Origin of the sequence: Pedobacter alpinus (assembly GCF_042684645.1) — a bacterium.
Lineage (GTDB): Bacteria > Bacteroidota > Bacteroidia > Sphingobacteriales > Sphingobacteriaceae > Pseudopedobacter > Pseudopedobacter alpinus.
Window position 1 is genome coordinate 60,395 of the sequence record NZ_JBHULV010000056.1, and the last position, 25,087, is coordinate 85,481.

Annotated in this window: 24 protein-coding genes and 1 pseudogene; 17 read left to right on the plus strand and 8 right to left on the minus strand. The window is 32.3% G+C overall.

Translation table 11 applies throughout. The features are described 5' to 3' along the window. Positions 1–323 precede the first annotated feature (323 nt). The gene (locus ACFSSE_RS17630; RefSeq protein ID WP_379045078.1) at positions 324–632 is read right to left on the minus strand and encodes a hypothetical protein; all 309 of its coding nucleotides are present in this window, start codon (positions 630–632) and stop codon (positions 324–326) included. 313 nt (positions 633–945) lie between these two features. On the opposite strand from ACFSSE_RS17630, the gene ACFSSE_RS17635 reads away from it, so the two are divergent. The 4 genes and pseudogenes from ACFSSE_RS17635 to ACFSSE_RS17650 all read left to right on the plus strand — a co-directional run bounded on the left by ACFSSE_RS17635 (position 946) and on the right by ACFSSE_RS17650 (position 7,254). Next, a complete protein-coding gene (locus tag ACFSSE_RS17635) occupies positions 946–1,167 on the plus strand; it encodes a hypothetical protein (protein WP_379045075.1) in 222 nt (73 codons plus the stop codon). A 427-nt stretch (positions 1,168–1,594) separates the two neighbouring features. Beyond that, positions 1,595–1,726: pseudogene (locus ACFSSE_RS17640) on the plus strand (type II toxin-antitoxin system HicA family toxin); the annotation flags it as partial. A 100-nt stretch (positions 1,727–1,826) separates the two neighbouring features. Next, the gene (locus ACFSSE_RS17645) at positions 1,827–2,219 is read left to right on the plus strand and encodes a type II toxin-antitoxin system HicB family antitoxin (RefSeq protein ID WP_379045072.1); all 393 of its coding nucleotides are present in this window, start codon (positions 1,827–1,829) and stop codon (positions 2,217–2,219) included. 601 nt (positions 2,220–2,820) lie between these two features. Next, positions 2,821–7,254, plus strand: a complete 4,434-nt coding sequence (locus ACFSSE_RS17650) for a hypothetical protein (RefSeq protein ID WP_379045069.1) — start codon at positions 2,821–2,823, stop codon at positions 7,252–7,254. A 208-nt stretch (positions 7,255–7,462) separates the two neighbouring features. Here ACFSSE_RS17650 and ACFSSE_RS17655 read toward each other — a convergent pair whose 3' ends face one another. The 3 genes from ACFSSE_RS17655 to ACFSSE_RS17665 are packed head-to-tail and all read right to left on the minus strand — an operon-like array spanning position 7,463 to position 8,936. Continuing rightward, a complete protein-coding gene (locus tag ACFSSE_RS17655; protein ID WP_379045066.1) occupies positions 7,463–7,855 on the minus strand; it encodes a PIN-like domain-containing protein in 393 nt (130 codons plus the stop codon). After that, a complete protein-coding gene (locus ACFSSE_RS17660) occupies positions 7,852–8,523 on the minus strand; it encodes a DUF433 domain-containing protein (protein ID WP_379045063.1) in 672 nt (223 codons plus the stop codon). Before ACFSSE_RS17660 ends, ACFSSE_RS17655 begins: the two co-directional genes overlap by 4 nt. A 38-nt stretch (positions 8,524–8,561) precedes the next feature. Next, positions 8,562–8,936, minus strand: coding sequence for a helix-turn-helix domain-containing protein (locus tag ACFSSE_RS17665; RefSeq protein ID WP_379045060.1), 375 nt, complete (start codon positions 8,934–8,936; stop codon positions 8,562–8,564). A 122-nt stretch (positions 8,937–9,058) separates the two neighbouring features. On the opposite strand from ACFSSE_RS17665, the gene ACFSSE_RS17670 reads away from it, so the two are divergent. Then, entirely contained in the window at positions 9,059–10,201 is a 1,143-nt protein-coding gene (locus ACFSSE_RS17670; protein ID WP_379045057.1) for a HEPN domain-containing protein, read from the plus strand. Between the two features lie 93 nt (positions 10,202–10,294). Here ACFSSE_RS17670 and ACFSSE_RS17675 read toward each other — a convergent pair whose 3' ends face one another. Beyond that, a complete protein-coding gene (locus ACFSSE_RS17675) occupies positions 10,295–11,194 on the minus strand; it encodes a hypothetical protein (protein WP_379045054.1) in 900 nt (299 codons plus the stop codon). A 365-nt stretch (positions 11,195–11,559) separates the two neighbouring features. On the opposite strand from ACFSSE_RS17675, the gene ACFSSE_RS17680 reads away from it, so the two are divergent. The 10 genes from ACFSSE_RS17680 to ACFSSE_RS17725 all read left to right on the plus strand — a co-directional run bounded on the left by ACFSSE_RS17680 (position 11,560) and on the right by ACFSSE_RS17725 (position 20,953). Next, positions 11,560–11,748, plus strand: a complete 189-nt coding sequence (locus ACFSSE_RS17680) for a hypothetical protein (RefSeq protein ID WP_379045051.1) — start codon at positions 11,560–11,562, stop codon at positions 11,746–11,748. A 186-nt stretch (positions 11,749–11,934) separates the two neighbouring features. Continuing rightward, on the plus strand, positions 11,935–13,542 hold the full coding sequence (locus tag ACFSSE_RS17685) for a tetratricopeptide repeat-containing sensor histidine kinase (RefSeq protein WP_379045048.1): 1,608 nt from the start codon (positions 11,935–11,937) through the stop codon (positions 13,540–13,542). A 10-nt stretch (positions 13,543–13,552) separates the two neighbouring features. After that, on the plus strand, positions 13,553–14,218 hold the full coding sequence (locus ACFSSE_RS17690) for a response regulator (RefSeq protein ID WP_379045045.1): 666 nt from the start codon (positions 13,553–13,555) through the stop codon (positions 14,216–14,218). A 490-nt stretch (positions 14,219–14,708) separates the two neighbouring features. Continuing rightward, positions 14,709–15,425, plus strand: coding sequence for a vWA domain-containing protein (locus ACFSSE_RS17695; protein ID WP_379045042.1), 717 nt, complete (start codon positions 14,709–14,711; stop codon positions 15,423–15,425). A 4-nt stretch (positions 15,426–15,429) separates the two neighbouring features. Next, on the plus strand, positions 15,430–16,281 hold the full coding sequence (locus tag ACFSSE_RS17700; protein WP_379045038.1) for a PP2C family serine/threonine-protein phosphatase: 852 nt from the start codon (positions 15,430–15,432) through the stop codon (positions 16,279–16,281). Then, a complete protein-coding gene (locus ACFSSE_RS17705) occupies positions 16,274–17,674 on the plus strand; it encodes a protein kinase domain-containing protein (RefSeq protein WP_379045035.1) in 1,401 nt (466 codons plus the stop codon). Before ACFSSE_RS17700 ends, ACFSSE_RS17705 begins: the two co-directional genes overlap by 8 nt. After that, positions 17,671–19,140 carry a DUF4407 domain-containing protein gene (locus ACFSSE_RS17710; RefSeq protein WP_379045032.1) on the plus strand — a complete coding sequence of 490 codons (1,470 nt, stop codon included), beginning with the start codon at positions 17,671–17,673 and terminating at the stop codon, positions 19,138–19,140. The genes ACFSSE_RS17705 and ACFSSE_RS17710 overlap by 4 nt, the downstream gene beginning before the upstream one ends. Continuing rightward, positions 19,140–19,322, plus strand: a complete 183-nt coding sequence (locus ACFSSE_RS17715) for a DUF4236 domain-containing protein (RefSeq protein WP_379045029.1) — start codon at positions 19,140–19,142, stop codon at positions 19,320–19,322. Before ACFSSE_RS17710 ends, ACFSSE_RS17715 begins: the two co-directional genes overlap by 1 nt. A gap of 253 nt (positions 19,323–19,575) precedes the next feature. Next, complete coding sequence (locus ACFSSE_RS17720) at positions 19,576–19,872, plus strand: DUF3892 domain-containing protein (RefSeq protein ID WP_379045026.1); 297 nt, start codon at positions 19,576–19,578, stop codon at positions 19,870–19,872. Positions 19,873–19,882: 10 nt separating this feature from the next. Beyond that, positions 19,883–20,953 (plus strand): type I restriction endonuclease, encoded by a 1,071-nt coding sequence (locus tag ACFSSE_RS17725; protein WP_379045023.1) that lies wholly within the window; start codon positions 19,883–19,885, stop codon positions 20,951–20,953. 323 nt (positions 20,954–21,276) lie between these two features. On the opposite strand, the gene ACFSSE_RS17730 is transcribed toward ACFSSE_RS17725, so the two are convergent. Continuing rightward, entirely contained in the window at positions 21,277–21,738 is a 462-nt protein-coding gene (locus ACFSSE_RS17730) for a DUF4126 family protein (RefSeq protein ID WP_379045020.1), read from the minus strand. 223 nt (positions 21,739–21,961) lie between these two features. On the opposite strand from ACFSSE_RS17730, the gene ACFSSE_RS17735 reads away from it, so the two are divergent. Continuing rightward, positions 21,962–22,390, plus strand: a complete 429-nt coding sequence (locus tag ACFSSE_RS17735; RefSeq protein WP_379045017.1) for a hypothetical protein — start codon at positions 21,962–21,964, stop codon at positions 22,388–22,390. Between the two features lie 149 nt (positions 22,391–22,539). Next, positions 22,540–23,052 (plus strand): thermonuclease family protein, encoded by a 513-nt coding sequence (locus tag ACFSSE_RS17740; protein WP_379045014.1) that lies wholly within the window; start codon positions 22,540–22,542, stop codon positions 23,050–23,052. A 44-nt stretch (positions 23,053–23,096) separates the two neighbouring features. Here ACFSSE_RS17740 and ACFSSE_RS17745 read toward each other — a convergent pair whose 3' ends face one another. Next, complete coding sequence (locus ACFSSE_RS17745) at positions 23,097–23,288, minus strand: hypothetical protein (RefSeq protein ID WP_379045012.1); 192 nt, start codon at positions 23,286–23,288, stop codon at positions 23,097–23,099. 158 nt (positions 23,289–23,446) lie between these two features. Then, entirely contained in the window at positions 23,447–24,919 is a 1,473-nt protein-coding gene (gene rpoN, locus ACFSSE_RS17750; protein WP_379045009.1) for an RNA polymerase factor sigma-54, read from the minus strand. Between the last annotated feature and the right edge of the window lie 168 nt (positions 24,920–25,087).

Sequence of the window (25,087 nt, forward strand, 5' to 3'; positions counted from 1 at the left end):
AGAGAGCGTTAAGTGCAACCTCTGGATTAAACAATAGTTAGGAGTTTCCAAACTCCCTAATCATTAATGAAAAATTTGGATTTCGAAAAATGATATTGTCTTGTCTATAGCGTCTGGAGACTCTTTTTTATTAAAAAAATCCGAAGGGCGCTACGCTTAACTCTTCAGACAGTTGGGTAATTATAGTATCTTTTTATAGAGCAGCATCTTTAAGATCAACCTTTCTTAGGGTCTGCTAGGAGATTTCTTCGGGAATTCTTCGATGTTGAACGTAGGATGACCGAAGAGGGGTCGAAGCGGGGTAGGAGAAATCCCAAGAAATCTTAGGCTTTTTGCAATTTCAAATTCCGCATATATTCTGCAATAAGGGCATGGTATAATAACCCTTTTCTTTCTGTTAAGCGCTGCGTCGCTTCCTTCTTTTTTTCATCATTATGAATGATGGATTTTGCATATAAAACCGCTTTGCCAAAATCTGCTTTTGCTGCCAATTGTGCCTTACTGAGTTTCACTTTACTCATATCTGGATAAGCCGTAAGTACTGTTTTACCTGATGGGTATTGCTTTACCACAACGGTTTTGTCGATATGCCCATGCACACCTTTTAATAGGGGATTGTTACTAATTGCCATTGATAAATGTTTTTTGTTTGGTTAAATTTACTAATCTAAAATAAATTTTGCAAATAAATACTTGATGTATCTAGCTTTCTGTCAGCTTAATATAGCTAAAAACCCTGACCTTTGATTGATGTAATGGCTATGAGTGCTCTGCGAGTTGACGGGGAGAGCCTCATCCTACGTTCAGGGAATATTGAGGGTATAAGGTTTGTTCGCTTCATCTTATCCCATCATTGAAAAAGGTTTCCATGTGACAAGTTCCCCCCTTAGGAGGGGGTTGGGGGAGGTTTTTATATTGAAGAATTGAGATAAACCATGTGTTGCTATGAGCGGAAGTGAAAAAATGCGATTGATACTGTGTTGTTTAACCATCAGCAATCAATTGCCAGACATCATTATATTAGATGAACCGAAAAATAATTTACACATTCAAAACATAGAAATTTTAACGGCAGCTAGTAATGAATATCGAGGGAATTTAATTGTTGTATCACACGATGAAAATTTTTTAGAGGAGATTGAGATAGATCGGATAATTGAACTGTGATCAGTTGCTAAGGAAATTGCCAAGCAATTAGCTTCCTACCTATCCAGAGCGTTAAGTGCAACGTCTCTCTGGATTAAACAATAGTTAGGAGTTTCCAAACTCCCTAATCATTAAAAAAAAAATTGGATGTCGAAAAATGATATTGTCTTGTCTTAAGAGTCTGGAGACTCTTTTCTATAAAAAAAATCCGAAGAGCGCTACGCTTAACTCTTCAGACAGTTGTGGGTGGTGTCTGCTTAAGCAAAGAATTGCGATTTACTCTAATTATTTTAACTACTGATGTTTAAATTAACGTTTTTTAAATAAAATAAATTTGCAAACGGTAGTATAATGACTACCTTTGTGTTGGAAAATCAACCTAGTACAACAATGAATAAACATGAAATCAAAAGAGTTGCATCGCAAAATCAAATAAAATGGATGGTATCACATCAGAACGGCAGGTAGTCATTACATCTATGAGAAAGATGGCAGAACCTATCCAGTTCCATATCATGGAGCAAAAGAGATAGGGGAAGGATTAAGATTAAAAATAATAAAAGAGATGGAACTTAAATAAGCTCAACTCTTTTTACTAATGAGCCGCTACTGATAGCTTGCTCTAATAATTAAACAATAATGGAGACTATGGTGTCTCCACTAAAAATTTTACTAGTCACATGAAACAGGTAAAAGTAATCATCGAGAGGTCTGCAGATTTATACAGCTCGTTTGCCGAGAATTTAGAAGGCATTTATGGTGGAGGAGAAACTGTTGCAGAAGCAAAACAATCAATTATAGACGCTATTGCGCTTTATAAGGAGTACAATCAAGATATTCCAGATCTCTTAAAGGGAGACTATGAATTGGTTTATCAATTTGATACAGAAAGTTTATTGAACTACTACAAAGGTATTTTTACAAACGCTGCTTTAGAGCGGATTACAGGGATTAATCAGAAGCAGTTGCAACATTATGCTTCAGGATTAAAAAAACCAAGAGCAACACAAGCCCAAAAAATTGAATATGGTCTTCACGCTTTAGCTAATGAATTATTAGCGATTAAACTTTAAGGCGTTAAACAAACAAAAGCCTTCATAAATTTTATGAGGGTTTTTTTATGCTTTAGTAAATCGGTATGGGATTGCAATCATTGTTTTACTAGAGTCTGGAGACTCTTTTTTATTAAAGAATCCGAAGAGCGCTACGCTTAACTCTTCAGACAGTTGGGGATATTCAAAACATAGAAATTTTAACGGTAGCCATTAATGAATATCGGGGAACATTAATTGTTGTATCACACGATGAAACATTTTTAGAGTAGATAGGGATAGAAAGGATAATTGAACTTTGATAGTAGTGAAAGATTCATATAATCTTTTTAAAATTTTTCCTTGTTTATAACTTAATAACCTTAATGTAATAACATGCTATTAATAAATTAAGAATAAAACTGTTGTTTTATTCTTAATTATAAGATACATTTAATTTATAAGCTAAACCTTTGGAAGGTAAATTAAGGCTAGTATTTAAATTTTAGCTTTCAATTTCTGATTTATCTAGAGGTAAAAGGAATGTATAGTGAAGTAAATTAGTCTGTTGGATAGATAGTGTTTCTTTTCAACTGACGAGATGAAAGTATATTTATAATTAATTATAGAACCTAGATATTCAATGATTATTGATTGGAATAAACTTCAACCGTATAAAGCAACAAAATCCAAAAGTTTCGAACAACTTTGTTATCAAGTAGCCTCACGATTGTATAGTTCTGAAGGTAGTTTTACTCCAGTAGATGATAGCGGAGGTGGGGACGGTGTAGAATTTTATCTGACGATGCCCGATGGTAGTGAGTGGGAATGGCAGGCAAAATACTATGAAGGTTTAGCTAGACTAAGTGTAAGCGGAAGAAAATCGTCTATTATTTCTTCTCTCAAAAGAGCCACTGATAAACACTCAAAATTAAACATTTGGTATCTGTGTTTAACAATAGATTTGACACCAGAGGAAGATGAGTGGGTGAAAACTGAACTTATAAAACATATACCAAAAGCGTATCCAGCGAAAATTGTGGTATGGAACCAAAGTTTCTTGCATGAAAAAATAAACCAACCAAAGTTCAATGGATTAAAACAATCTTTTTTTAATGAGTTAGAGTTGTCTTCTGAATGGTTTAATAAAGCATTTGAAAGATCATTTAGCGTAGTTAAGAATAAGTTCGATGATTTGTTATACGTTCCAAATGATGAGTTTGAATACTACTATGTAAACCCTATTCTTTGCAACGAAAAATTTGTAGAACAACGAATAAACTACTATCTGAGAAAATTAGATGATCTTTATGAAGATGTACAAGTTAAACTTAAGAATTTAAATTACACAAATGACCAATGGCGACCACTGTTCAATGAATACATTGAACGCTATACAGAATTTAACGTTGAAATTGATAAACTTCTCCCAAAACTGAAAGAACGTTTAAAAAACATTACTCCAAATAATTTTGAGAAACTTATTGGTGAAAAATATGAAGACGAAATCATGTTTTTTACGTCAATAAGAGACGGACTGGATGAGTTTCGAATAAATTGGCACAATGCGAATATACAGGAAACTACTGAAGAGCAGAAGAAAGAAAATATAGAACAATGGAGTAGAATTCGCAAAATCGAAACTGTCTACAAAGAATTTATTGAGGAACTTAAATATTACGTTTCTTATTGTGAAATACCTATTAAATGGCGTTCAGCTCATTATTTAGGAAATGGTGGAGATGGTAAGACAAACTTTTCAGTGGCTTTGGTTAAAGAATATCTATCAGCTCAATTACCTGCAATTTATATCCCAGCAATATGGTTTACTGGAGCAAATCCGCTAAGCGATCAAATTTTAACAAACCTTGATATTAAATCAGAATATAATTTTGAAGACTTATTGGATTGCCTAGATGAACTGGGAAAAATTTATGATAGACGAATTCCAGTTGTACTGGATGGGCTAAATGAGGCGGTCGACGCTCAAGGATTTTTTAACGATCGCATTAAATTAGATCTTCCGCAGTTAGAAATCGAGTTCTTACATCGGAAAAATTTGGTTTTGCTAACTACTTGTCGAACATCTTATCAAACAGAAATCTGGGGCGAGATAAAAAGTGATGATAAAAGATTCCATCCAATTTACGGTTTTACAAATCAAGGAGATAAAAAGAAATTAATTAGGAATTACTTTAATCACTACAAAATTCAAGCTGACCTTTCTTTTTTGGCACTAGAGCGGTTCAAGAAACCTCTGTACCTAAAACTGTTTTGTGAATCTGTTAATATTGAGAGAAAAGAGATTAAAGAAGCTACCTTGGGTTTCGACTCGATATATTCGATTTTTGAAAGCTTCGTTAGTTTATGTGATGACAATGTTTTTAAGAGAATAAAAAAGGCTAGCAAATTAGCACCAACAGCTAACAATAGAAAACTAGCATCTAAGGTTCTATCTGAAATTGCAGAACAGTTGTGGCAAAAACACCTTCGAGCATTTCCTTTAGATGAATTAATAATAATTGCAGATGGTCGATCTGATATTGATTATAAATATTCTATTACGAAGGCTTTACTTGATGAAGAGTTACTATTTATCCGTAATTGGCATAACGGTGAAGAACACGTTTTTTTAACTTATGATCTTATGACTGGTTACTTTATCGCCAAATACCTAGTTGATAGTATCATGAACTTTAAGCACTTTTTTAATAGTGATCAAATTGAATTGTTAATAAGCGATGATTACAATAAGTTACATCCTAATCATGAAGATATAATTGACGGCTTATGTAGCGTATTACCTATAAAACATAGCTTATTTGTCCATGACTTGATCAGGAAGCCTATTAAAGAACAATCAGCAGCAGAAAAACTGCTATTTGAAAAATCTATTGGAGCTACAATTTTGCTTTCGCCTGAATACATACCTAGCAAACAAGTTGATTACTTTAAAATATTATCACGTAACTCAGGAAATCTGATCAAACTTATCAGCTTAAGTGAAGATGTGCTATTCGTTAGCAACCATCCCTTTAATTTTAATTTTTGGTCGTCAAGATTAGCCGAATTATCGATGAGTGAGAGAGATATTACCTGGTCCGAATACCTCAGAAACTTAAATGAAGATTTTTTATCGGATATAATTATCGAATTCGAATCTTTACAGGTTAGCTCTTCATTAACAGAAGAACAAAAAGAAAAAATTTATTTAGTTGCAGATTATTTAAAATGGATTTTCACTTCAACTAACAAAACGCTAAAGGGTAAATCAAGTAATGCACTATATCAATTCGCAATAAAATTCCCTGAACTCTTTTTAAAAGAGTTTTATTCTTCAGCAAAAATTAATGATCCTTCAGTATTTGAATGGATGATTTTAGTGTTGTACAATAGTATTATATTCTTAATTAAAGATTCAAGAGATGACCTCAAAAAACACTTAATCGAGCTATCAGTTTTTCTGAGCAATGAAGTATTCCATGAAAACGGTGCTTATAAAACGAATCATTTGATTACTAGAAACTATTCTTTTAATATTTTAAAACTTTTAGTTCGGAAAATTCCAGAAGTTGCAACGGTAGTAGATTTAGAATCAATTAAGATTAACTTTAAAAATGTAGGTGTAATTAAATGGAGTGAAGCAAAAGACATAAATGAAGAAGATTATAGCGATGGCAATTCTCTTATCGATTATAATTTTGAAAAATATAAAATGCCATATATTTCTAAGGGTGTCGGCGATAGATATAAAAAGACGCCAAAATATGTTTCTGTGCTAGATAAATTGAGGTGGAGAGCATATCAATTAGGATACGATTTCAAATTATTTGGAGCATTGGATATTCAGATTGCTAAATATCAACATTGGGATGAAAAATTTGCTTCAACAGAAAGATACGCAGATAAATATATTGAAATTGCATTCCTTGAATATTGCGGATATCTTGATGGTCATAATCATTTCGACTCCCATGATGATATTGGTTATTTAAGGTCATTCGAGATTAAACATGACCCAACTGAACTAGTAAGTGTAGATGATGGATGTTTGTCTCATATAAGATTTGTTAAAAGAGATTTTATTAATAGCAATATTTCTTTAAATAAATGGTGTAATGATCATTCAATACCGGATATAACAGAATACCTGGAAAGAAATTCTTTTCAAGAAAAAATTGGCGATTGGGTTTTACTGCATAGTTTGGTACACCAGAATAAAAAATTAAAAGAAAGACAAATCTATTTTAAAGTAGATACTGTATTTGTAAAGAATAAAGATTTGGAGGATGCAAGGCAAGCCTTTACTATTAAAACTGAATTAGGGCGAGCTAACAATAGTATTCCTTATACAACAAATATACATGAATCAGAAATTCCTGATGCTGATATTATTCCGTATAACGATTTTATAGAGTGGCATTATAGTTTAGAGTCTGAGGTTGTGGAAAGAGAATATACAAAGATTGTTCTAATTGAAAATGGTAAACGCTTAAATGATAAGAAATCAGACAAACTTTGGAACATGATTGTCAGCCAGTCTCATTTTATAAGCCATCCACGAATCAAACCTACAGGTTATTCTATGCCACTAATTAGGTTTAGAACTCCTGATGAAGCAGAAAATACATTGGAAGATGATTTTAAAAGATTAGATATTGAATTGCTAGAAGAGAAATTCATTAAAAAAGAATCACAAAATATTTCTAAGAAAATAGATGTTTTCATGCCAATCCGTTATCTTAGAGATAAAGTTTATTTGTGCAAAAATATGATTGATAAATTGAATTTATCCAGTCCATATGCAATTACTGATTTATATGACGAAAATGGCTCTTTAGCAAGTTTTAATTATACTTATGAAGTTGAATATGTTGATCAGGAAACTTTCACCTATTTAAGGAAAGATCTTTTAAATAAATATCTTCGAGATAACGACTTCGCGATGTTTCAAATTGTTTGGGGAGAAAGAGACTATTATCCGATTGATGGAAATTGGGATAATGATCGTAAAAGATCTCAAACAAGAGATTGGGCGACATTTTATAAGGCAATTGAATATAATTATAAAAGATAAATCTTATATGATTGAGAGTTAATTCAAGGATACTGTTTTTAGTGAAATATAGGAATTTCCTAACTCTTAATTTAAAGAAACAATAGTTACAAAAACTAAAACTTTATAGATTATGGAGAATCTTTTTTATTTATGAATCCGCAGAGCGGTAAGATTTAACTTTCAAAGATCTGAGTGGTTGAGGAGTTTACAATTATAAAAGAATAATTCAACCCCTTTCAATCTTTTTCGGCTTAACAAAATAAGTATAAGGAGTTTTAGAGGTATTAATAATCTTTACAATTTCTGGCCAATGTTTAATCATCAATTCCACTTTGCCCCAGTATTTAGTGCCTTTTGGTGCTTTTACGAAAAACACTCCCATATTATATTTTTCTAAAAGAATTGATTGCTGTTTTGAAGTACTGATTTTAATATCCTGAGTAATAAATATGCCTGATTTTTTTCCCCATTTAGGTATCCAATCTTCGTCTTTAATCCCTTTTTGAAATTCTTTGGCTATAGAGGTAACTTCAATTCCACTAGCCAATGGTATTTGAAGTTGATTTAATCCTTCTGCAAAATATTCCGAAAGGTTTTCATCAACTAATACCTTAATCATGCAGCTGTTTTGGTAAATAAAGCAATGGCATCTTCAACTTCACTTTCACTCAATTTATAAAGACGAGCAATGAAATCTATATCTTCACCTGCATCATAGAGGTTATAAACTGTTTCTGCTAAAATATTGGTATTACTGATAATAGGTTGCCCAAATTGATGACGAGGATCGACAATGATATGATTATCCAAACCCATTGGATAAAATTTTTCCGCTACTTTATCTGAAGAGAAAGCAATTTTTTTACAGAAGTTTTCTATGATTTCCTTAAATGCAATTTGTTGCGTACGGTCTGCTTTTATAACCACTCCATCACTCAATTCAAATAAGATACTTTTACCATCGGTTAGTAATTCTGCATGTGCAAATGGATAAGGGGTGTGCATCTGATTGGCCATATCCTCATGAGCAATTAGTATTTTTTTTGTACTCACATTTAGTTCACGCAATTGGTAAAAAACATAAAATTCTATGAGCGTGTGAAAATTGGTTGCTTTTTCTCTTCCTTCGCCCCAAGAGTATTGATGTTGGTGTTTTTCGCCTAATTGAGTATCCCAAAATTCAGTCATCCAACGACGTACTTTTGCCTGTGGTAGCTTTAATAAAAAAGCTACATCAGGTATGGTATAAATACCTTCGCCTAATGATTGATGAGTTTGAGTAGTCATATTTATTATATTATGATACAAATATAATACTAAATATTTTAGTTTTTATTGTTTTTCAAGATCTCAACTTTCTCTCTTTCACTAGCTAATAATCTTTCGTATAATTCTACAACTTTTTCAATAGGATTAAATGTAAGATTGCAACCAAAGTTCACAGAACCAGCATTGTCATTTAAGGTGCTTGAAATAATGTTTATCACAGTTTCATCACTATAATTCTTTATAGCTTCCGAATTAACACCTAAAACTTCAGCAATCTTATCCAACACCTCTTCCTCAATCTTTTCACTTTGCTCCAATTTAGAAACAGCCTGCTGGCTAATGCCCAATTCTACTGCTAAAGCCTCTTGTTTCATACCTCTCAGTTCGCGGATGCGAGATATTTTTCTGCCGATGTGTAAAGTTTCGCTCATGGTATAAATGTATTTCTTTTTATTAAATGTACAAAACAACTCTTTGATTGTAAAATACAATTTGCGGTGGTTCGGTAAATGGGGATGGATATTGAATTTTGATTAAACAAAATCGCATAGTTATGGAAAACAATGAAACAACAATGAACACCCAAGAGTTAAAATACCCAGAACTGGACTATCGCCCTTGTGAAGTGGATGTAGAGAACCCCATATTAGTGCAGCTAGAGTTGTCTGGCTTTTTTTTAGATTACCCTGTTCATAAATCTCAGGAAGCGGTTTGGAAAATGTACCATGGATGGTTACAATACCAAGCAATGATAGGCGGAGACCAAGATGAAGTAGAGGAAGTTTATTATTTTCATGAAAGGCTGAAACGATTATTGGCGGCAGCTTATGTCCGCATGAAAGAAGGAAAAGAAACAGCAGTCAAAAAAAATGAAAATAACATTGCCTTATTGGATATTTCGGGAGGTATTCCGGAAGAACTACAACCAGCTTTAGAATTATTGATTAAAGTAGTAGAACCGGAGCAGGTTTTTATTTCTCGTACTTCTGATTTTTCCAGCGCAAATTTACCGGTGCAGTTTGAGCTATTGCTGATGGTGAAAGATGGTGGTCAAAAATTTACCAATCTGCAACCTTACCTCAATTTGGCCATGCTTACCCAGCAGCATTGCAATGCGAAACTTTTTCTACGGAGCCGTTTAGAGCAGGCTTTTAAAAACGGAGACCTTTACTATCAACTTTGTTGTCGCCCCGAAAACTTGAATTACGACCAAAGCAAACACCCTTTACCTAAAATTGATTTTTCGCAATTGCAGGAGCGTAAACAAGCTTTAGAGAAACTATTTGATTTTTCTGAATCTATTGCCCAATCTTTTTTAGGCCAAGCCAAAATAAATAAAGAAAAAGGAGACTGGCGCATGGCCATTTTTATGTTGCAACAATGTGCGGAGTGTTGTTGTAGGGCGGTGATTCATGGCTTTACCGGAGAGGAAAAGCGCACACATGAAATTTCTACTTTAGTTAAACAGCTGGATAAAATTGCCCCAAGTATGAGAGCCGCGTTAGGTGGGGAAGAACCCAAAGAAAAACGCTTACTGAAATTGTTGGATGATGCTTATACCAAGGCTAGGTATCAAGAAAGTTTTAAGGTAAGCCCTACCGATTTGGAAAGATTAATGGGAATGGTGGAATTATTATATGTGGAGGCTCAGGCTTCTTTTAAAGAAATATTGGGTTTGTTGGATATGGGGGAGTGAGTTTTAGGTTGTAGGTTTTAATTTCTAGGTGTTAAGTAGTAATGCTAAAGTCTTAAGGCGACTTATTAACTGTCAGATTAAATTCAGTAATTTTTAGGGCTTTTTATCCTTTAGAATATATTCTTCATAGATATGTTTAGTCACTAGTTTTAAAGATTTTTCTGGATGCTCGGGGTGCATACCTGCTATCGTGAAAAAATCTACATTCTTATCAATTTTAGAGTACCATATTTTACCAATACAATCTTCTGTTAGGGTATCAATCTTGTTGATTTTTTTAAAGTGTAATAATTTGAATTCATCTGCTGCGATGATATTTATTTTTGGGTTTTTTACATTACAATCTACACTTTCATAATGGTCATCTTTCCAATACATACAATCTTTATGGTTCATACTACGCTGAAAAATAAAAAATATAAATACGGAAGATAAAGAAATGATCCCGAAAATTAAGGCAGCATTCCATCCAAATTTCTTTTTCTCTTTTAAGGCAGTTACATTTTTTACTGGATTAAGAATGTCTGGTTTCTCTTGCTTAACATCACTTTCTATAAAATTTACTGGCGTTTGTAGGTCTTGTTTAACTTCACCCGAGGAATCCTCTTTTATATCGATAATAGGTTTAGCAACGCCATGATTAAAATCTAATTTATAAGGGCGTGGTTTAATTGCTAAAAGCCAAGCAAGCAATTCTATATTTTTATCGTCAGTCTCCAAAGTTTCCCTTTTTAAAAAATTCACTAAGGGTCTAAACTTATCAATATCAAAAAACCTGATGGTTTGCGCATATTCCTCAGCAGTAAAGTGCGTTCCGAAAAATGCCCTTAAAGCTTTTTCATCTTCCTGTAGCGAAAATCTTTCGGCAATTACTAATAAACATTCATCTCTCAGCTTTGCAGGTGTTGGGCGCTCAAGGTTTATAGATAGTAAACCACTTTCTTTTTTGTTTTTATAAGTCTTAACGACCGCTTCTTTGTAATCTGAGAACATATTTTGTTTAAATCTGAAGCTAAAATTAGGCGGAATTTACGGAATATTTTACGGTTTCCCGGAATTCCGCTGGAACCATCATAATCTTCGGAATCATTTGAAAATACAGCTATCAACCTCATGCACTTTTGTTTCGGAAATCGGTTAAAGCTGTGCAAAGCTATTACAGCTGATAAAATCAATTTCCTGCAAAAGAGAAGAGAAAGCGGTGGTGTTTTGTTGGCTTGGGAAGCAATATTTCGCTTCCGTATTTGAATCTCATTCTTCCCAAAAATTTAAGAGGCGCCTCTTAAACAAAATGCTTAATCCTGCCGAGTGGATTCGGCAGGCAAGCAGATTATTTAACCTTTTTAATTTTTAAGAAAATGATTCAATTATTAATTGCCATTTTATTGGGATTGGCATGCCCTCAGCATACTACACCATCAAATCATGATCCAATAGTTACTACTAATAATGCAGGTGGAGAAGAAGAGGAAGATGGTGGTCCTGGAAGTTCTGGAGGAACTGGTGAAAACGGACAATTGCCTCCGCCACCAATAACTGGAGGATAATTTATAGGGTGTTGGAAAGAGAATATGAACTGATGTTATTTAATACAGAAATTAAATCTCTTTTTAACACCCTTTATTAAATTTTAGCATGGAGGAATGCCATTTTTATTTACTTTAGGATAAAATTAATGCATTTTGAAATACTACCTCTTTCTCTTCTTGCTTTTAGGATTTTACTGCTCATGTGTGAATGCCCCGGTAGATGCTCCGGAAATCAGCAGGAATACAACTTATGATAAAGCCATAGCATTTAGAAACAACAAAATTATAGACAGTGCTTTCTATTATTTTAATAAATCAAAAGAAGTTTTTTTGCAAGAAAAAGACAGTTTAGGTGCTGGTAAATGTTTGGTAAACATGGCTATCATTTCTACCAACCAAGGCGATTATTTTGGTGGACAAGAGCTATCTCTAAACGCTGCTTCTTTTTTTGAACCTCAAAATCGAGATCACCATGTTTACATTAAATCTAATTTAAACAATTTAGGTATTGCTACCTACAGCTTAAAGAAATACAAACAAGCCATAGATTTTTATAAAGAATCGTTAAAATATACCGCAGATAGTTCAGATGTATTGGTGATAAAAAATAATATAGCCAATGCTTACCGAAGCGAAAACAATTATGAAGCAGCTATTTCTTTGTACCAAGAAATTTTAAAAGTAGAAAAAGATTCTTCCAATTTTTCGAGAGTGATCTCCAATTTCGCTTTTACAAAATGGCTCAATAAAAGTACTTACAATCCAGTGGAAGAATTTAATCGAGCATTAAGCATCAGGAAAAAGCAAAATGATTTAATAGGACAAAATTCAAGCTATGCTCAACTTTCTGAATATTATTTCCGTAAAAAACCAGATTCTGCTTTGTTTTATGCAAATAAAATGTATCAAACGGCGAGTCGACTCCAATTTCCTGATGACCGCTTAGAAGCTTTACAAAAACTGGTTCAATTGAGTAAGCCAGAAAAAACACAACACTATTTTAGCATTTATACCCAATTACAAGATAGTTTACAAACTGCCCGAAGTGGGGCAAAAAATCAGTTTGCTTTAATACGCTATGAAACAGAAAAACACAAAGCCGATAAATTAAAACTGCAGAAAGAAAACGCCATCCGCAATATTTTTATCGGAGGTTTAACTTTAGTAATGATAGCGGCTTCTATTTGTACGGTACTTTATAATCAAAGAAAAAAGAAGGAAGAAAAATTAAAGACACAAAATCTGATTAAAGAAAGTGAACTAAAAACTTCTAAAAAAGTACACGATGTAGTTGCTAATGGCTTGTACAAGCTGATGTCTGAAATGGAGAACGGGGAACAGCTCAATCAAAACAAGCTATTAGACCAAATGGAAGCTTTGTATGAGCAATCAAGAGATATATCTTACGAAAGTAAAAGCGCAATAAATATAAATTTTGATGAAGAAATAAAGCAGTTGTTGAGCGCTTTTGCCACCCCAAATATTAAAGTTTTGATATTTGGGAACAACGATAGTGTTTGGGATAAAATTAATGAGAATTCAAAATATGAGCTTAAACACATATTGCAAGAACTGATGGTGAACATGAAAAAGCACAGCAAAGCAAGTTATGTTGCCATTAGATTTGAAAAATTGCCTAACGAAGTAAAAATTTATTATAGCGATAATGGCGTTGGGATGCCTAAGAGCGCTGTTTTTGGAAATGGATTAAAGAATACGGGAAACCGTATAAAAGCTATTGATGGTAACATTAATTTTGGAGTTGGCGAAGATGGTGGATTAAAAATTCAGTTGTCTTTTCCAACAATTTAAATAATGGTTTATGTTTAAAAAAGTTTTAATAGCCGAAGACCACGAAAGCGCAAATTTATCTGTAAGGAAAACATTGGATGAATTTGGTGTTAAAGAAAGAGAATATGTTTATTACTGTGACGATGCTTTAATGCATTTGAAACAGGCTTTGGCAGAAGGTAATCCTTATGAGCTTTTAATTACCGATATATTTTTTGAAGAGGATGGTAGAGCGCAAGATTTAAAAGGCGGAATAGATTTAATTAAAGCAGCAAAAGCTTTGCAGCCTCATATTTTGGTGTTGGTTTTTTCTGCAGAAAGTAAAGTTGGTTTTATTGATCAGCTTTTTAAAGAAATGGGAATAAATGCTTATGTGCGTAAAGCCCGCCGCGATGTTGAAGAACTAAAAAACGCGTTAACTCATCTTGCTAACGATAAACAATATCTAAACCCAGCATTAAGGCAATCCATTAAAAAACAAAATACATACGAATTTAGCGATTATGATATTATTTTAATTTCGCAACTTTCGCAAGGGATGCTCCAAAAAGATATTCCTTATTATTTAGAAAAAAATGAGATAAAACCCTATGGCTTAAGTAGTGTAGAAAAACGCTTAAACTTTATGAAAGCCACTTTAGGCTTTTCTAAAAACGAACAGTTAATTGCTTTTTGTAAAGATTTAGGAATTATTTGAGTTTAATTTTCTGGCTTTACGGTTTCCCGTAAAATAAAACTATTTCTCTTTCTAATTTTGTGTATCCAATCCTTGGAAATAAGTTATTCGCGGTGTGTGAACTGAATAACGTTAACATCTACCTATGATGAGTTTAAACAATCCCGGCCTGCTTTTGTAGGTTGGGATTGTTTTGGGTTTAGATAAATTAGTTTGTTAATTATATTTTAAAGTCTTTTAACTAAAATTAATGTTTTATTAATTAATTTGATATTTTTAGTCATAAATCTTGAATTTGGTTCAAATTCAACAAATCAGCGGTTTTAGGTTGATTAATTTTAGTAAATAAAAAATGAATGGATAGAAAATTATTTGATCATTAAAAAATATTTCAACTTACTCGAAATTGTTGTTTTTTGGGATCAAGAGCTATGTACACTTTTAGATTGATTAAAATTAACCGAACAATCTGCTATTTCCAACTTTTTTTAAAGTTTAAAAACAATAAAATATGAGCAACATTACACCGTTTCAAGGCGAAACACCCGAAAATTTCGACACTAGATGTCTTTGTGTACTTGTATTGGATACTTCTTACTCAATGGAAGGTGGTCCAATTGACGAATTAAACAAAGGACTTCTTGGGTTTGGAGATTATCTAAAATCTAAAAATTCGACAAGATTTTCTGTTGAAGTTTCAATTATCACTTTCAATTCAACAATTGAATGCGTTCAAGAACCTGCTTTGGTTGATAGTATGGAGACAACTGACAAATTTCCACTGAAAGTAGCAGGTTCAACAAAACTAGTTGAAGGTATGAGGGCTGCTATAAAAAAAGTTGAAGACAGGAAACAATGGTACAGAAATAACGGAATTGGATTCTTTAGACCTTGGATAGTATTGATGACAGACGGTTACCCAGACCCTGGACAAGATATTGATGGATTGGCTAATGAAATTAAAATTGGTCACAAAGGAAAGCACTTTGCATTTTTACCCATGGGAGTAGAAGGTTCAGAACAGAATTTTATGAATAAAATTTCAACTCCTGAATTTCCACCACTACCAATTGATTGGCAAAGATTTGATGATGTTTTTAAATGGTTAAGTAATAGCCTTGATAAAGTTAGTCAATCTACTGAAGGCGAAGTTGTAAAATTTGACTCTGTACAAGACTTCACTCGAACTGGTTGGGGTGGTGGAGACTTTACACAAACACCAATTTAAATATATGTATGGCAACTGGGTAATCGCTAAAGGTAGTTCAATTGGCGGAAGACATATTGAAGATAATTTACCGTGTCAAGATTCAAACGCAGTATTTTTCAATCTAGAAATGGATTATGGAATAGCAATTGTTTCTGACGGGGCTGGCTCCGCTAGCCAATCAGATTTAGGTTCCAAAATCGTTGTTGATAATGGGATCGAATTACTTAATGAGAGATTTTCCGAAACTTCATTTCAAGACTTAATTCAGAAAGAGCAAATAGAAGTTGAGAGCTTCTTCATTGAGTTTTACAAATTGCTTTATAAAAAGTTTGAAGAATATTCTACGGGAAATGATTTACCAATCAAATCTTTAGCAGCTACATCTATAATTGTTGTATTTAGTAAGTCTGGGCTTATTTGTAGTCATATTGGAGATGGAAGAGCGGGTTATCAGGATTCAGAAAACAACTGGCATTCAATTTTAGAACCTTTCAAAGGAGAAGAAGCGAATCAAACTATTTTTATTACTTCGGATATTTGGGAAAAGCCAAATGAATTTATAAGAACAACAAAAGTTAACAATCAAATTCAGTCATTCACTTTAATGTCTGACGGTTGTGAATCTGCATCTTTTGAACTGAATCGTTTTAATGTAGAAATCCAACTTTACGAAAAATTGAACAATCCGTATCCGAAATTTTTCAATCCCAATATAGCCATTTTAAGAGAACTTGCATTGAGCAGAAAATCTGCAGAAGAAATTGATGATTTATGGTTAAAATTTCTTCATGACGGGAACAGTAAATTCGAATCAGAAATTGATGATAAAACTTTGATACTTGGAACTTTAATAAACAATGTAAGTAATGCCTAAGAATTTCAATTTACAAAGTGGATCAACTTTATCTATTGCAGATATTCCCCTAGATAATGGGAATGCAACTGGTGGCGAAGGTGCTGTATATGAAATTTTAAGCCCTCCAAATTATCGAAACTCTGTTGCCAAAATATTATACCCTGAAAAGAGAACAAATGAAAGGCGCTATAAAGTAAGATATATGGTGGATAATCCACCTGCAAATATTCAAGATGGAAACGGTCATAATTTTCTTATTTGGCCTCAACAGATACTTTTAGACAATAATGATTTTGTTGGCTTTATAATGCCAAAAGCAGAAGGAATTGATTTAGAAGAATTATGCAGAGTAAAGCTCAAACCCGAATTGGGTTCAGAATGGCAAAAGTTCTATAGAGACAATTCTGATTCAATGATTCTTCGACTAATCTTGTGCAGCAACATTGCTAAAGCGGTAAATGCTCTACACGCCACAGGTCATTATGTTATTGGAGACTTGAAACCTGAAAACATAAGAGTAAAATCAAATGGTTTAGTTTCCATTCTTGATTTAGATTCTTGCCAAATATCAGATGGTGGTCAAATTCGTTTTCAATCAAAAATGAATACAACTAAATACAATCCGCCAGATAGAGTAGTTGAGCATAAAGAACTTTCGTGGGATTTATTTATTTTGGGTATTATATTTTATGAAATTCTTTTTGGTTGTCACCCTGGTCAAGGAACACTTCAACCACATCTAAATAATCAATTTACAACACCTGAATTAAAATTAAGAAATGGGTATTTTCCTTTCGGCTCAAACGGGCATTTTTTTGATGTTATTGCAACTCCACACAACGATTTCAAAAATCTGCCTTACAGCGTTCAAAAATTATTTCTACGCTGTTTTGACCAAGGAATAACAAATCCTGCAATAAGACCAAACACGACAGACTGGCTCAATAATTTAACAGCTAAACCAAAAATAGTTTACTTCAAAACTGACAAGGAAACTATAATTTCAGGTGTTGAAGTTACTTTGAATTGGCAGGTAGAGGGTGCGGATGAAATTGAAATAAACAATGGAATAGGTAGCGTTTCTTTTGCTGGGCAAATAACTATAAGACCTCAAACGGAGAGGCAGTTTAGAATAAAGGCAATAAACAAATTTGGGTCGGATGAGCAAGAAATTAATCTTATAATATTTCCAACCCCTATAATAGAAACTTTAGTTGTACCTACTCCTGATATACAACAATATTATACCATTGACAGATTAAACTTTCAATCATTTAATATCGATTTATCAATTAACATTAATGTAGAAAAACTAGAAGAAACTATGGATAAATTAATAGTTGGTAACCCACAAATCAATAAGATATCACAGGTCGCTGCCAATTTTAAGAATGAAATTAAAAAGATATGATAGAAGATTTTTTCATTTGGTGTAGTGGAGCAAAAAAGCAAATTCTTGACGAATGTCCTATAGAGAAAGGAAAATTTGTAGGGATTGGAATGGCTGTATTCTTTGTTTCAATTCTTTCTATGATATCGTCTTCTTTTTTTATTACGTACGCTTTTGCTAGAAAAGATTCCAGCGACTTATCTTTTAATATTCAATGGGAATATATTGCCTGTGGTGTTTTATGGGGTGTAATAATTTTTACACTAGATAGAAATATTGTAGCAACTATTCGTAAAACAGGAAATTTTAAGGACGAAATAAAAAAGGCATATCCAAGAATTTTTTTAGCTTTTTTTATTGGAATTGTTGTTTCAACACCATTAGAAATGAAGTTTTTCGAAAAGGAAATCACACAAAAAGTCGAAGAAGAAATACGCAAAGAACAGATACGTCAAAATAAAGAACAAGTTATACCCATAGAGAATCAAATTCTAAGTGTTAAAAGTCAAATTAAAGAAAATACTTCACTTAGGGATAGTGCTTATCAAAATGCATTGGCAGAAAAAAATGGAAATGGACTTACAGGTATAAAAAAATATGGACCTAAAGCGAAAGAGTGGGAAAGTAAGTCTTTTAAGTATGGTGATTTAGTAGACTCGCTAAATTCCGACCTTATTAGGTTAAATGCTTCATTAATGAATGCTCAGAGCGGAATATCGATTGACAGTTTGTACGCAGCTGGAGTTATACAGAAATATGATGGTGCTGAAGCTAGGGTAAAAGCACTCTATAGTTTAAGTGGATTTCATTTTGTGATAACATTATTATTTGTCGCTTTAGAAATACTTCCGTTAATGGTTAAATTGATGATTCCAAGAGGACCCTATGATGAAATTCTTGACCGCAAAGAATATGAAATTTATATTGAGCAAAAGAGAATTATCTCCGATAAAAACTCAGAAATAAATAAGCTTTTGGAAGAGATTAGCCAAATGACTAAACTTAAAAGTGATACAAGAATTGCAATACAGAAAACAAAACTTGATGCAGAAATTAAAGCTAATGAAGTTTTATTGAATGACATTGCTCAAAAACAGGCAAATCTTGCAAAGATAGCAGTAAAGAAATGGTATGATACAGAATTAGGAAAGCTCAAACAAGATACACAATACCAATATGCAAAAACGAAAAATATTATTAATTCAGTTTATGCACAAAAGATATCAGATGTTTTTTGGAAACAGAAGGGAGCAGTTGACAAAATAGAATATTATTTCCGTAATGGTTCATTAACGGATAATGAATTACTCTATTTTGAAAATGACCAGGTAAACAAAGGGAAATGGAACTATAATAAAATAAAAGATGAAGTTGAAATAGATTTACATGGGAACAGACTTAATTATTCAATTTCGGAATTAACTCAAGACAAATTGACTTTGACAGATAAAATAAATAATGACATTTTACAATTTGAAAAAGTATAATGGCTTGGCGTTTTAGAAAATCAAAGAATATTGGTCCTTTCAGAGCCACAGTTTCCAAAAAAGGTGTAGGAACAAGTTTTAGCTTCTTAGGTTTTCGTTTTGGAGTAAGTCCAGACGGTAGAAAGTATTGGAGTTTTGGCATACCCGGAACAGGTTTTTATTATATAAAAAATTTAAACTAATAAATTTTCTAAATAATTCTATTTGGAGGCTCTCTTAATTCTTTTATAAAAAATCGATAGATGAAATTAAATCATTCTTATTTATTTATTTATTGAAAGTAAATTTTAATCAAGTAATATTTTTTTCGCAAGACCCATCAACTTTTTAACTTCTTCTTTAAACTTCTTTAATAAATTATTCATTACGGGAAACCGTAAGGAATTATACTTATTGTGTCTTAGTTTTGATTAGATCAATTAATCAAAAAAAATTATGGCAATAAGAATTACATGTATTAATAAAGCTAATGGTAATCATGAAAATCCATATGTAGCAATTTCTCATTTAGGTTGGGAAGATTATAATTCTACAAAAAAAGGAAAAAACACCAGAGTTGAAATTTATAATTTTTTAGAGCATGAAGGAGGAATGGCTTACGTAGAAGATTTTAAGGGAAATAAAACTAAAGTTGTAACAGCAATATCTCCAAGAGGAACTAAGTATGTTAAAACAGAAGCTAACGGTACTGAATCAGATAATTTATTGAGCCTTAAAGAATGTCAATTTTAAACTTAGCAATATGGATTTCAAAGATGAAGTAAAACAACTTGGTTTACGTACCGAAAAAATGATTCCTCAAATACAGACGGAGGAAGCTACCAAAAATGCACTCATTATGCCTTTTATCAAATTATTAGGTTACGATGTTTTTGATCCTTTTGAAGTAAACCCGGAATTTGTAGCCGATATTGGCATAAAAAAAGGCGAGAAGGTGGATTATGCTATTATGAAAGATGGTGAACCCATTATCATTATCGAGTGTAAACACCATTTAGAAAAACTAGACCCACACAATTCGCAGTTGTTTCGCTATTTTCATGTTTGTAAAGCAAAGTTTGGTTTGCTAAGTAACGGAGTTCAATACCGTTTTTATACAGATTTAAATGATACCAATAAAATGGATGAAAAACCATTTTTTGAATTTAACATTGCCGAGATTAAAGATAATCAAATAGAGGAATTAAAGAAGTTTCATAAATCGTATTTCGATATAGAAAATATTTCTAATACTGCTTCCGACCTAAAATATACCCATGAGCTAAAAGCCTTGATTACTTCTGAATTAAAAGACCCTACGGCTATTTTTGTAAAACATTTTGCTAACCAAGTTTACCAAGGTAAGCTAACAGAAAAAATACTATCGCAGTTTACCGAGTTGGTAAAACGTTCATCAAATCAGGTTTTAAATGATGCAATAACTCACCGTTTAAAATCTGCTTTAGGGAAAGAAGAAGCAAACAGTCAGCAAATAGAAGAAAAAGTAACCAATGAGCCTGTAATGGCTACAGAAACGGGTATAGTTACCACCGAAGAAGAGTTGGAAGGCTATCACATTGTAAAAGCTATTTTGCGCAAAACTGTAGATGTAAAACGTATTGTTGCAAGAGATGTGCAGTCTTATTTTGGGATTTTATTAGATGATAATAACCGTAAACCTATTTGTCGTCTTTATTTTAATAGCAATAACAAAAAAAGCATTGGCATTTTTGGAGAGGGCAAATTAGAAACCAAATATGATTTAGAAAGTTTAGATGATATTTATGCCTACAGCAAAGAACTTGAAGTAGCAGTTTCAAATTATTTAGGATAGTTATAATTGAAAAAAGATAATTATTAAGTTTAGTGCAATTTACTTTATGGTTAAATATTTTAAAGTTTTTCTAAAACTCAGTAATCATTAAATATGTTAACCAACATCAATCCCTAACCAATTGAAAATGCTTGCATTCATATTTTAAAAATCATAACTAACGTTAGGGCAAAAAAGTAAATTGGAAAGCCATTCCCTCGTTTAAACCTGCTTATGCGGTTAATACATTTTTTTACTGAATGCAGGTATTAGACCTATAAATGTCATCAATAAAAAATAATAGCTTATCAAAAACACCAAACCATAAAGTTTAAATCGCCTACCTATTTAACAACACTTGCTGCAGAAAATGCCAATACATCCTCGGTCATTGCTACCAAATTATTTTTACCAGTTTTACGGGTAATTTTTTTTCTGAGGTGGAAAAATATAAATGTGGAAGCTAAAGCAGCTGTTGCCCCAAGCATTGCACCATGTAAAGGATTTTTAAAAGCGGCTTTGTAAACTGTGGCTCCAACTAATGCTCCAGATGCACAGCGTCCTAAAACACTTAATGTTTCTGTTCGGTTTGATGCGTTAGGATCCTTATCTCCTGCTAACTCACCTAAAGCAGCAATGTCTAACAAATTGGAAGTGATACCACTTTGCATAAAATTCAATTTGCTGTTTTGTAAGCCTAACTGTTTGTTTTTATTGAATTTGGTGGTAATTAAAGATAAAGGTGCCATACTTCGCATTCCAGCACTTAAGCCTAATATTACTGTTTTTAAAAAGGGATTTTTCATAGTTTTTAATTTTAAAAAATTCAAAAACAAAAACCAGTCCTAAAATTAGTATATCATTAAAACCCAGTTTTTTGGCTTTAGTTAATTTTAAAGAGTTTTCAAAATTAGATTAGTTATAATAAATGACCACGACTTTAAGAGGAGAAATTTTAAGTTCTAAGCTCCAATTTTATATAGAAACAGAAACGCTGCATTAAAAAAACAGCATCAAAAAAAATATTTGATGAGCAGATTTGCCAATACATACAATGGTTTTGTTTACATTAGTCCCAAACACCAAGTTCACAACACATTTGAGTATATGATAGAAACAAATCTATATTATCCATTATGGAAAAAATACCTTCCGGTTTTTGCTATTCAACTAAAAAAAGCAGCTACAGAAGAGCAAGAAATCAATTTTACAAAGTCTGATTTTCACAGATTAGGGAACAGAAATAAATCTGATTACGGTTTTAGTTTAGAGTTAGATAACTGTAAGGTTAAAAATAACATTTCGGGCTCTGCTGTTGCCAGAGACTTATTTGATGTGCTCATGAATGATGAAAAAGTTAAAGGAATATTGCAAGGCAAACACATTAAGTTTAGTTTGGGCAAAGCATATATTCTTAAAATTACAACCATAGAAAAGCAGGAAGTTTTGACTGATTAAATCAAAGATTTAATATTAGTTAAACTGTTTCTAAGCAAAATCTACCCATTAATAGCATTTTATTGTTTGCTATTTCTCGGTAGATTTTTTTTGTTATAGAATTACGTGATCTTAAAATACATTTTAATTTAACATTTTACACAAATACATTGAATAGCATTTTAAAAATTAGTGTTCTACTCTACTTTTTTCTTCTTAATGGCGGGCAAAATAATGCCTCAAACAGTTTAGTTTTAGAGAAAGTTCCTTTAGTATTTAAGGGTAAAGTTACCGCAATTAAAGACGGAGATACTTTTAAAGTTCTTTACAATGGGAGCGAAAGAACTGTTAGATTATTACACATAGATTGCCCAGAAAAAAAGCAAGCGTTTGGTACAAAGGCCAAGCAATTTGCAGCCAATCTTTGCTTTGGTAAAATAGTAACTGTTAAAACGGAAGGCAAAGCAGATAGGTACAAAAGAATATTGGGCGAAATTATTTTACCTAACGGAACAAATGTTAATAAAGAATTGGTAAAAAACGGTTTGGCTTGGCATTTTAAAAAATACTCAAAAGATGCAGCTTATGCCAAATTAGAAATACAAGCTCGAAAAAATAGGGTAGGGCTTTGGGCAGATAAATTACCAATTGCTCCTTGGGAATTTCGGAAAATCAAGAAATAACAATTTATTTTCTTGCTGATTTCTAAATATAAGATATTGTTAAATTACTTATAATTTAAGGGTGGTAAATCATCATCATTAATAAACCCATCAAATTTTGATTTTATCCAAGGCTTTTCAGAGGAAGATGATGCATCAGCATCTAAACCTAAATTTAGTTTTTTGGTAGCTTTAACTTGTTCTTTAATAAGTTGTTTAGCTTTTTCTATATCTAGTTTATCTTTTTTATTTACCATCTTGATATTTTTGATTTGTTTATAGCAAAAAATTAACCAAACATAAAACTGCTCATTATCTTTAGGTTAATAAGTTAATTTGTGTGAACTAATTGCTAAATAAAAAAGCCTCTTCCGTATTTGGTAGAGGCTTTTTTGCTATTAGCTTTTAAATAAAATTAAAGTTCTTTTCTTAACCTAGCCACCGGAATCCCCAATTGCTCTCTGTATTTAGCAACTGTTCGTCTGGCTATATTGTAGCCTTTTTCTTTTAAAATTTCGGTTAGTTTCTCATCAGCTAAAGGTCTTATTTTATCCTCTTTACCAATGCACTCTTCTAAAATCATTTTCACTTCTTTGTTAGAAACCTCCTCGCCGCTATCGGTTTGTATGGCTTCAGAGAAAAAAGATTTTAGTAAAAAAGTACCAAACTCTGTTTGTACATATTTAGAATTTGCCACCCTAGATACTGTAGAAATATCCATACCAATACGGTCTGCAATATCTTTTAATATCATTGGCCTTAAATTACGCTCATCACCATCGCTCAAAAAGAACTCATATTGGTAGTTCATAATGGCATTCATGGTTTTTAATAGTGTTTGTTGCCTTTGTTTTATGGCATCGATAAACCATTTTGCCGAATCTAATTTTTGTTTTACAAATTGTACCGCTTCTTTCAGTTTTTTATCTTTTTCAGATGTTTTTTCATAATGTTGAAACATCTCTTGGTACGATTTGCTTACTCTTAATTCTGGTGCATTTTTAGAGTTTAATGTTAAAGTTAATACATCTTCATTTTTTGAAATATGAAAATCAGGGATAACCTGCATTTGCTTTACATTAGATGCACCAGAATCTCCTGGTTTAGGATTTAGTTTTAATATTTCGTTTACAATGTCTTTTAATCCTTCTGAATCAACGTTTAAAGATTTTTCTAATTTATCGTAATGCTTTTTTGTAAATTCATCTAAATGATCTTCTACAACAGAAATTGCTTTTTCAATAAACGGATTGCTGGTGTCTTTTTTTCTTAACTGAATTAACAAACACTCCTGTAAATCTCTTGCACCAATGCCGGCTGGGTCAAAAGCTTGTATCACTTTTAACATTTCTTCAATTTCTTCTTCTTCGGCAAAAACATTCTGAGAAAATGCTAAATCATCAATTAAAGAAGGTATGGCTCTGCGTAAGTAGCCATCATCATCCAAACTCCCAATAATTTGTTGAGCAATTAAATAATTTTTATCATCTAAATCAACTAAATCTAACTGTGCCTGTAAATTTTCGAAAAATGTATTGGTAACAGCGTAAGGAAGTTCTTTCTTATCGTCATCATCATCGTTATTATCGTATTTACTACCGTAATCGTTTATATTGTCGTCTTGTAGGTAATCATCAACGTTAAATTCATCGTTATTTTCCTCACGGTCTTCCGATTTGAAATCATCGTCCGGGTCTTTGTCTGGGTATTCTTCTACTGGCTCATTCATATCAGCCAAGCTAATATCCTCTAAAGCCGGATTTTCTTCCAATTCTTCTTTTATTCTAGTGTCTAAAGAAACAGTTGGCACTTGCAAAAGTTTAATAAACTGAATTTGCTGTGGCGATAGTTTCTGTAAAAGTTTTTGTTGGAGGTTCTGTTTTAGCATAAATTATTCTTGATATCCAAAGTTAAAAAAAGATGGTTAATTTGCTTAACAATTTTTAGACCAATTTTTTTAGGTAATATAAAACATCTACATTTTTTTTAATCATAACTGTCCGAACAAATAATATACAAAAAAGGCCTGTATAATTCTAATTTTGAGTTGCGAAAC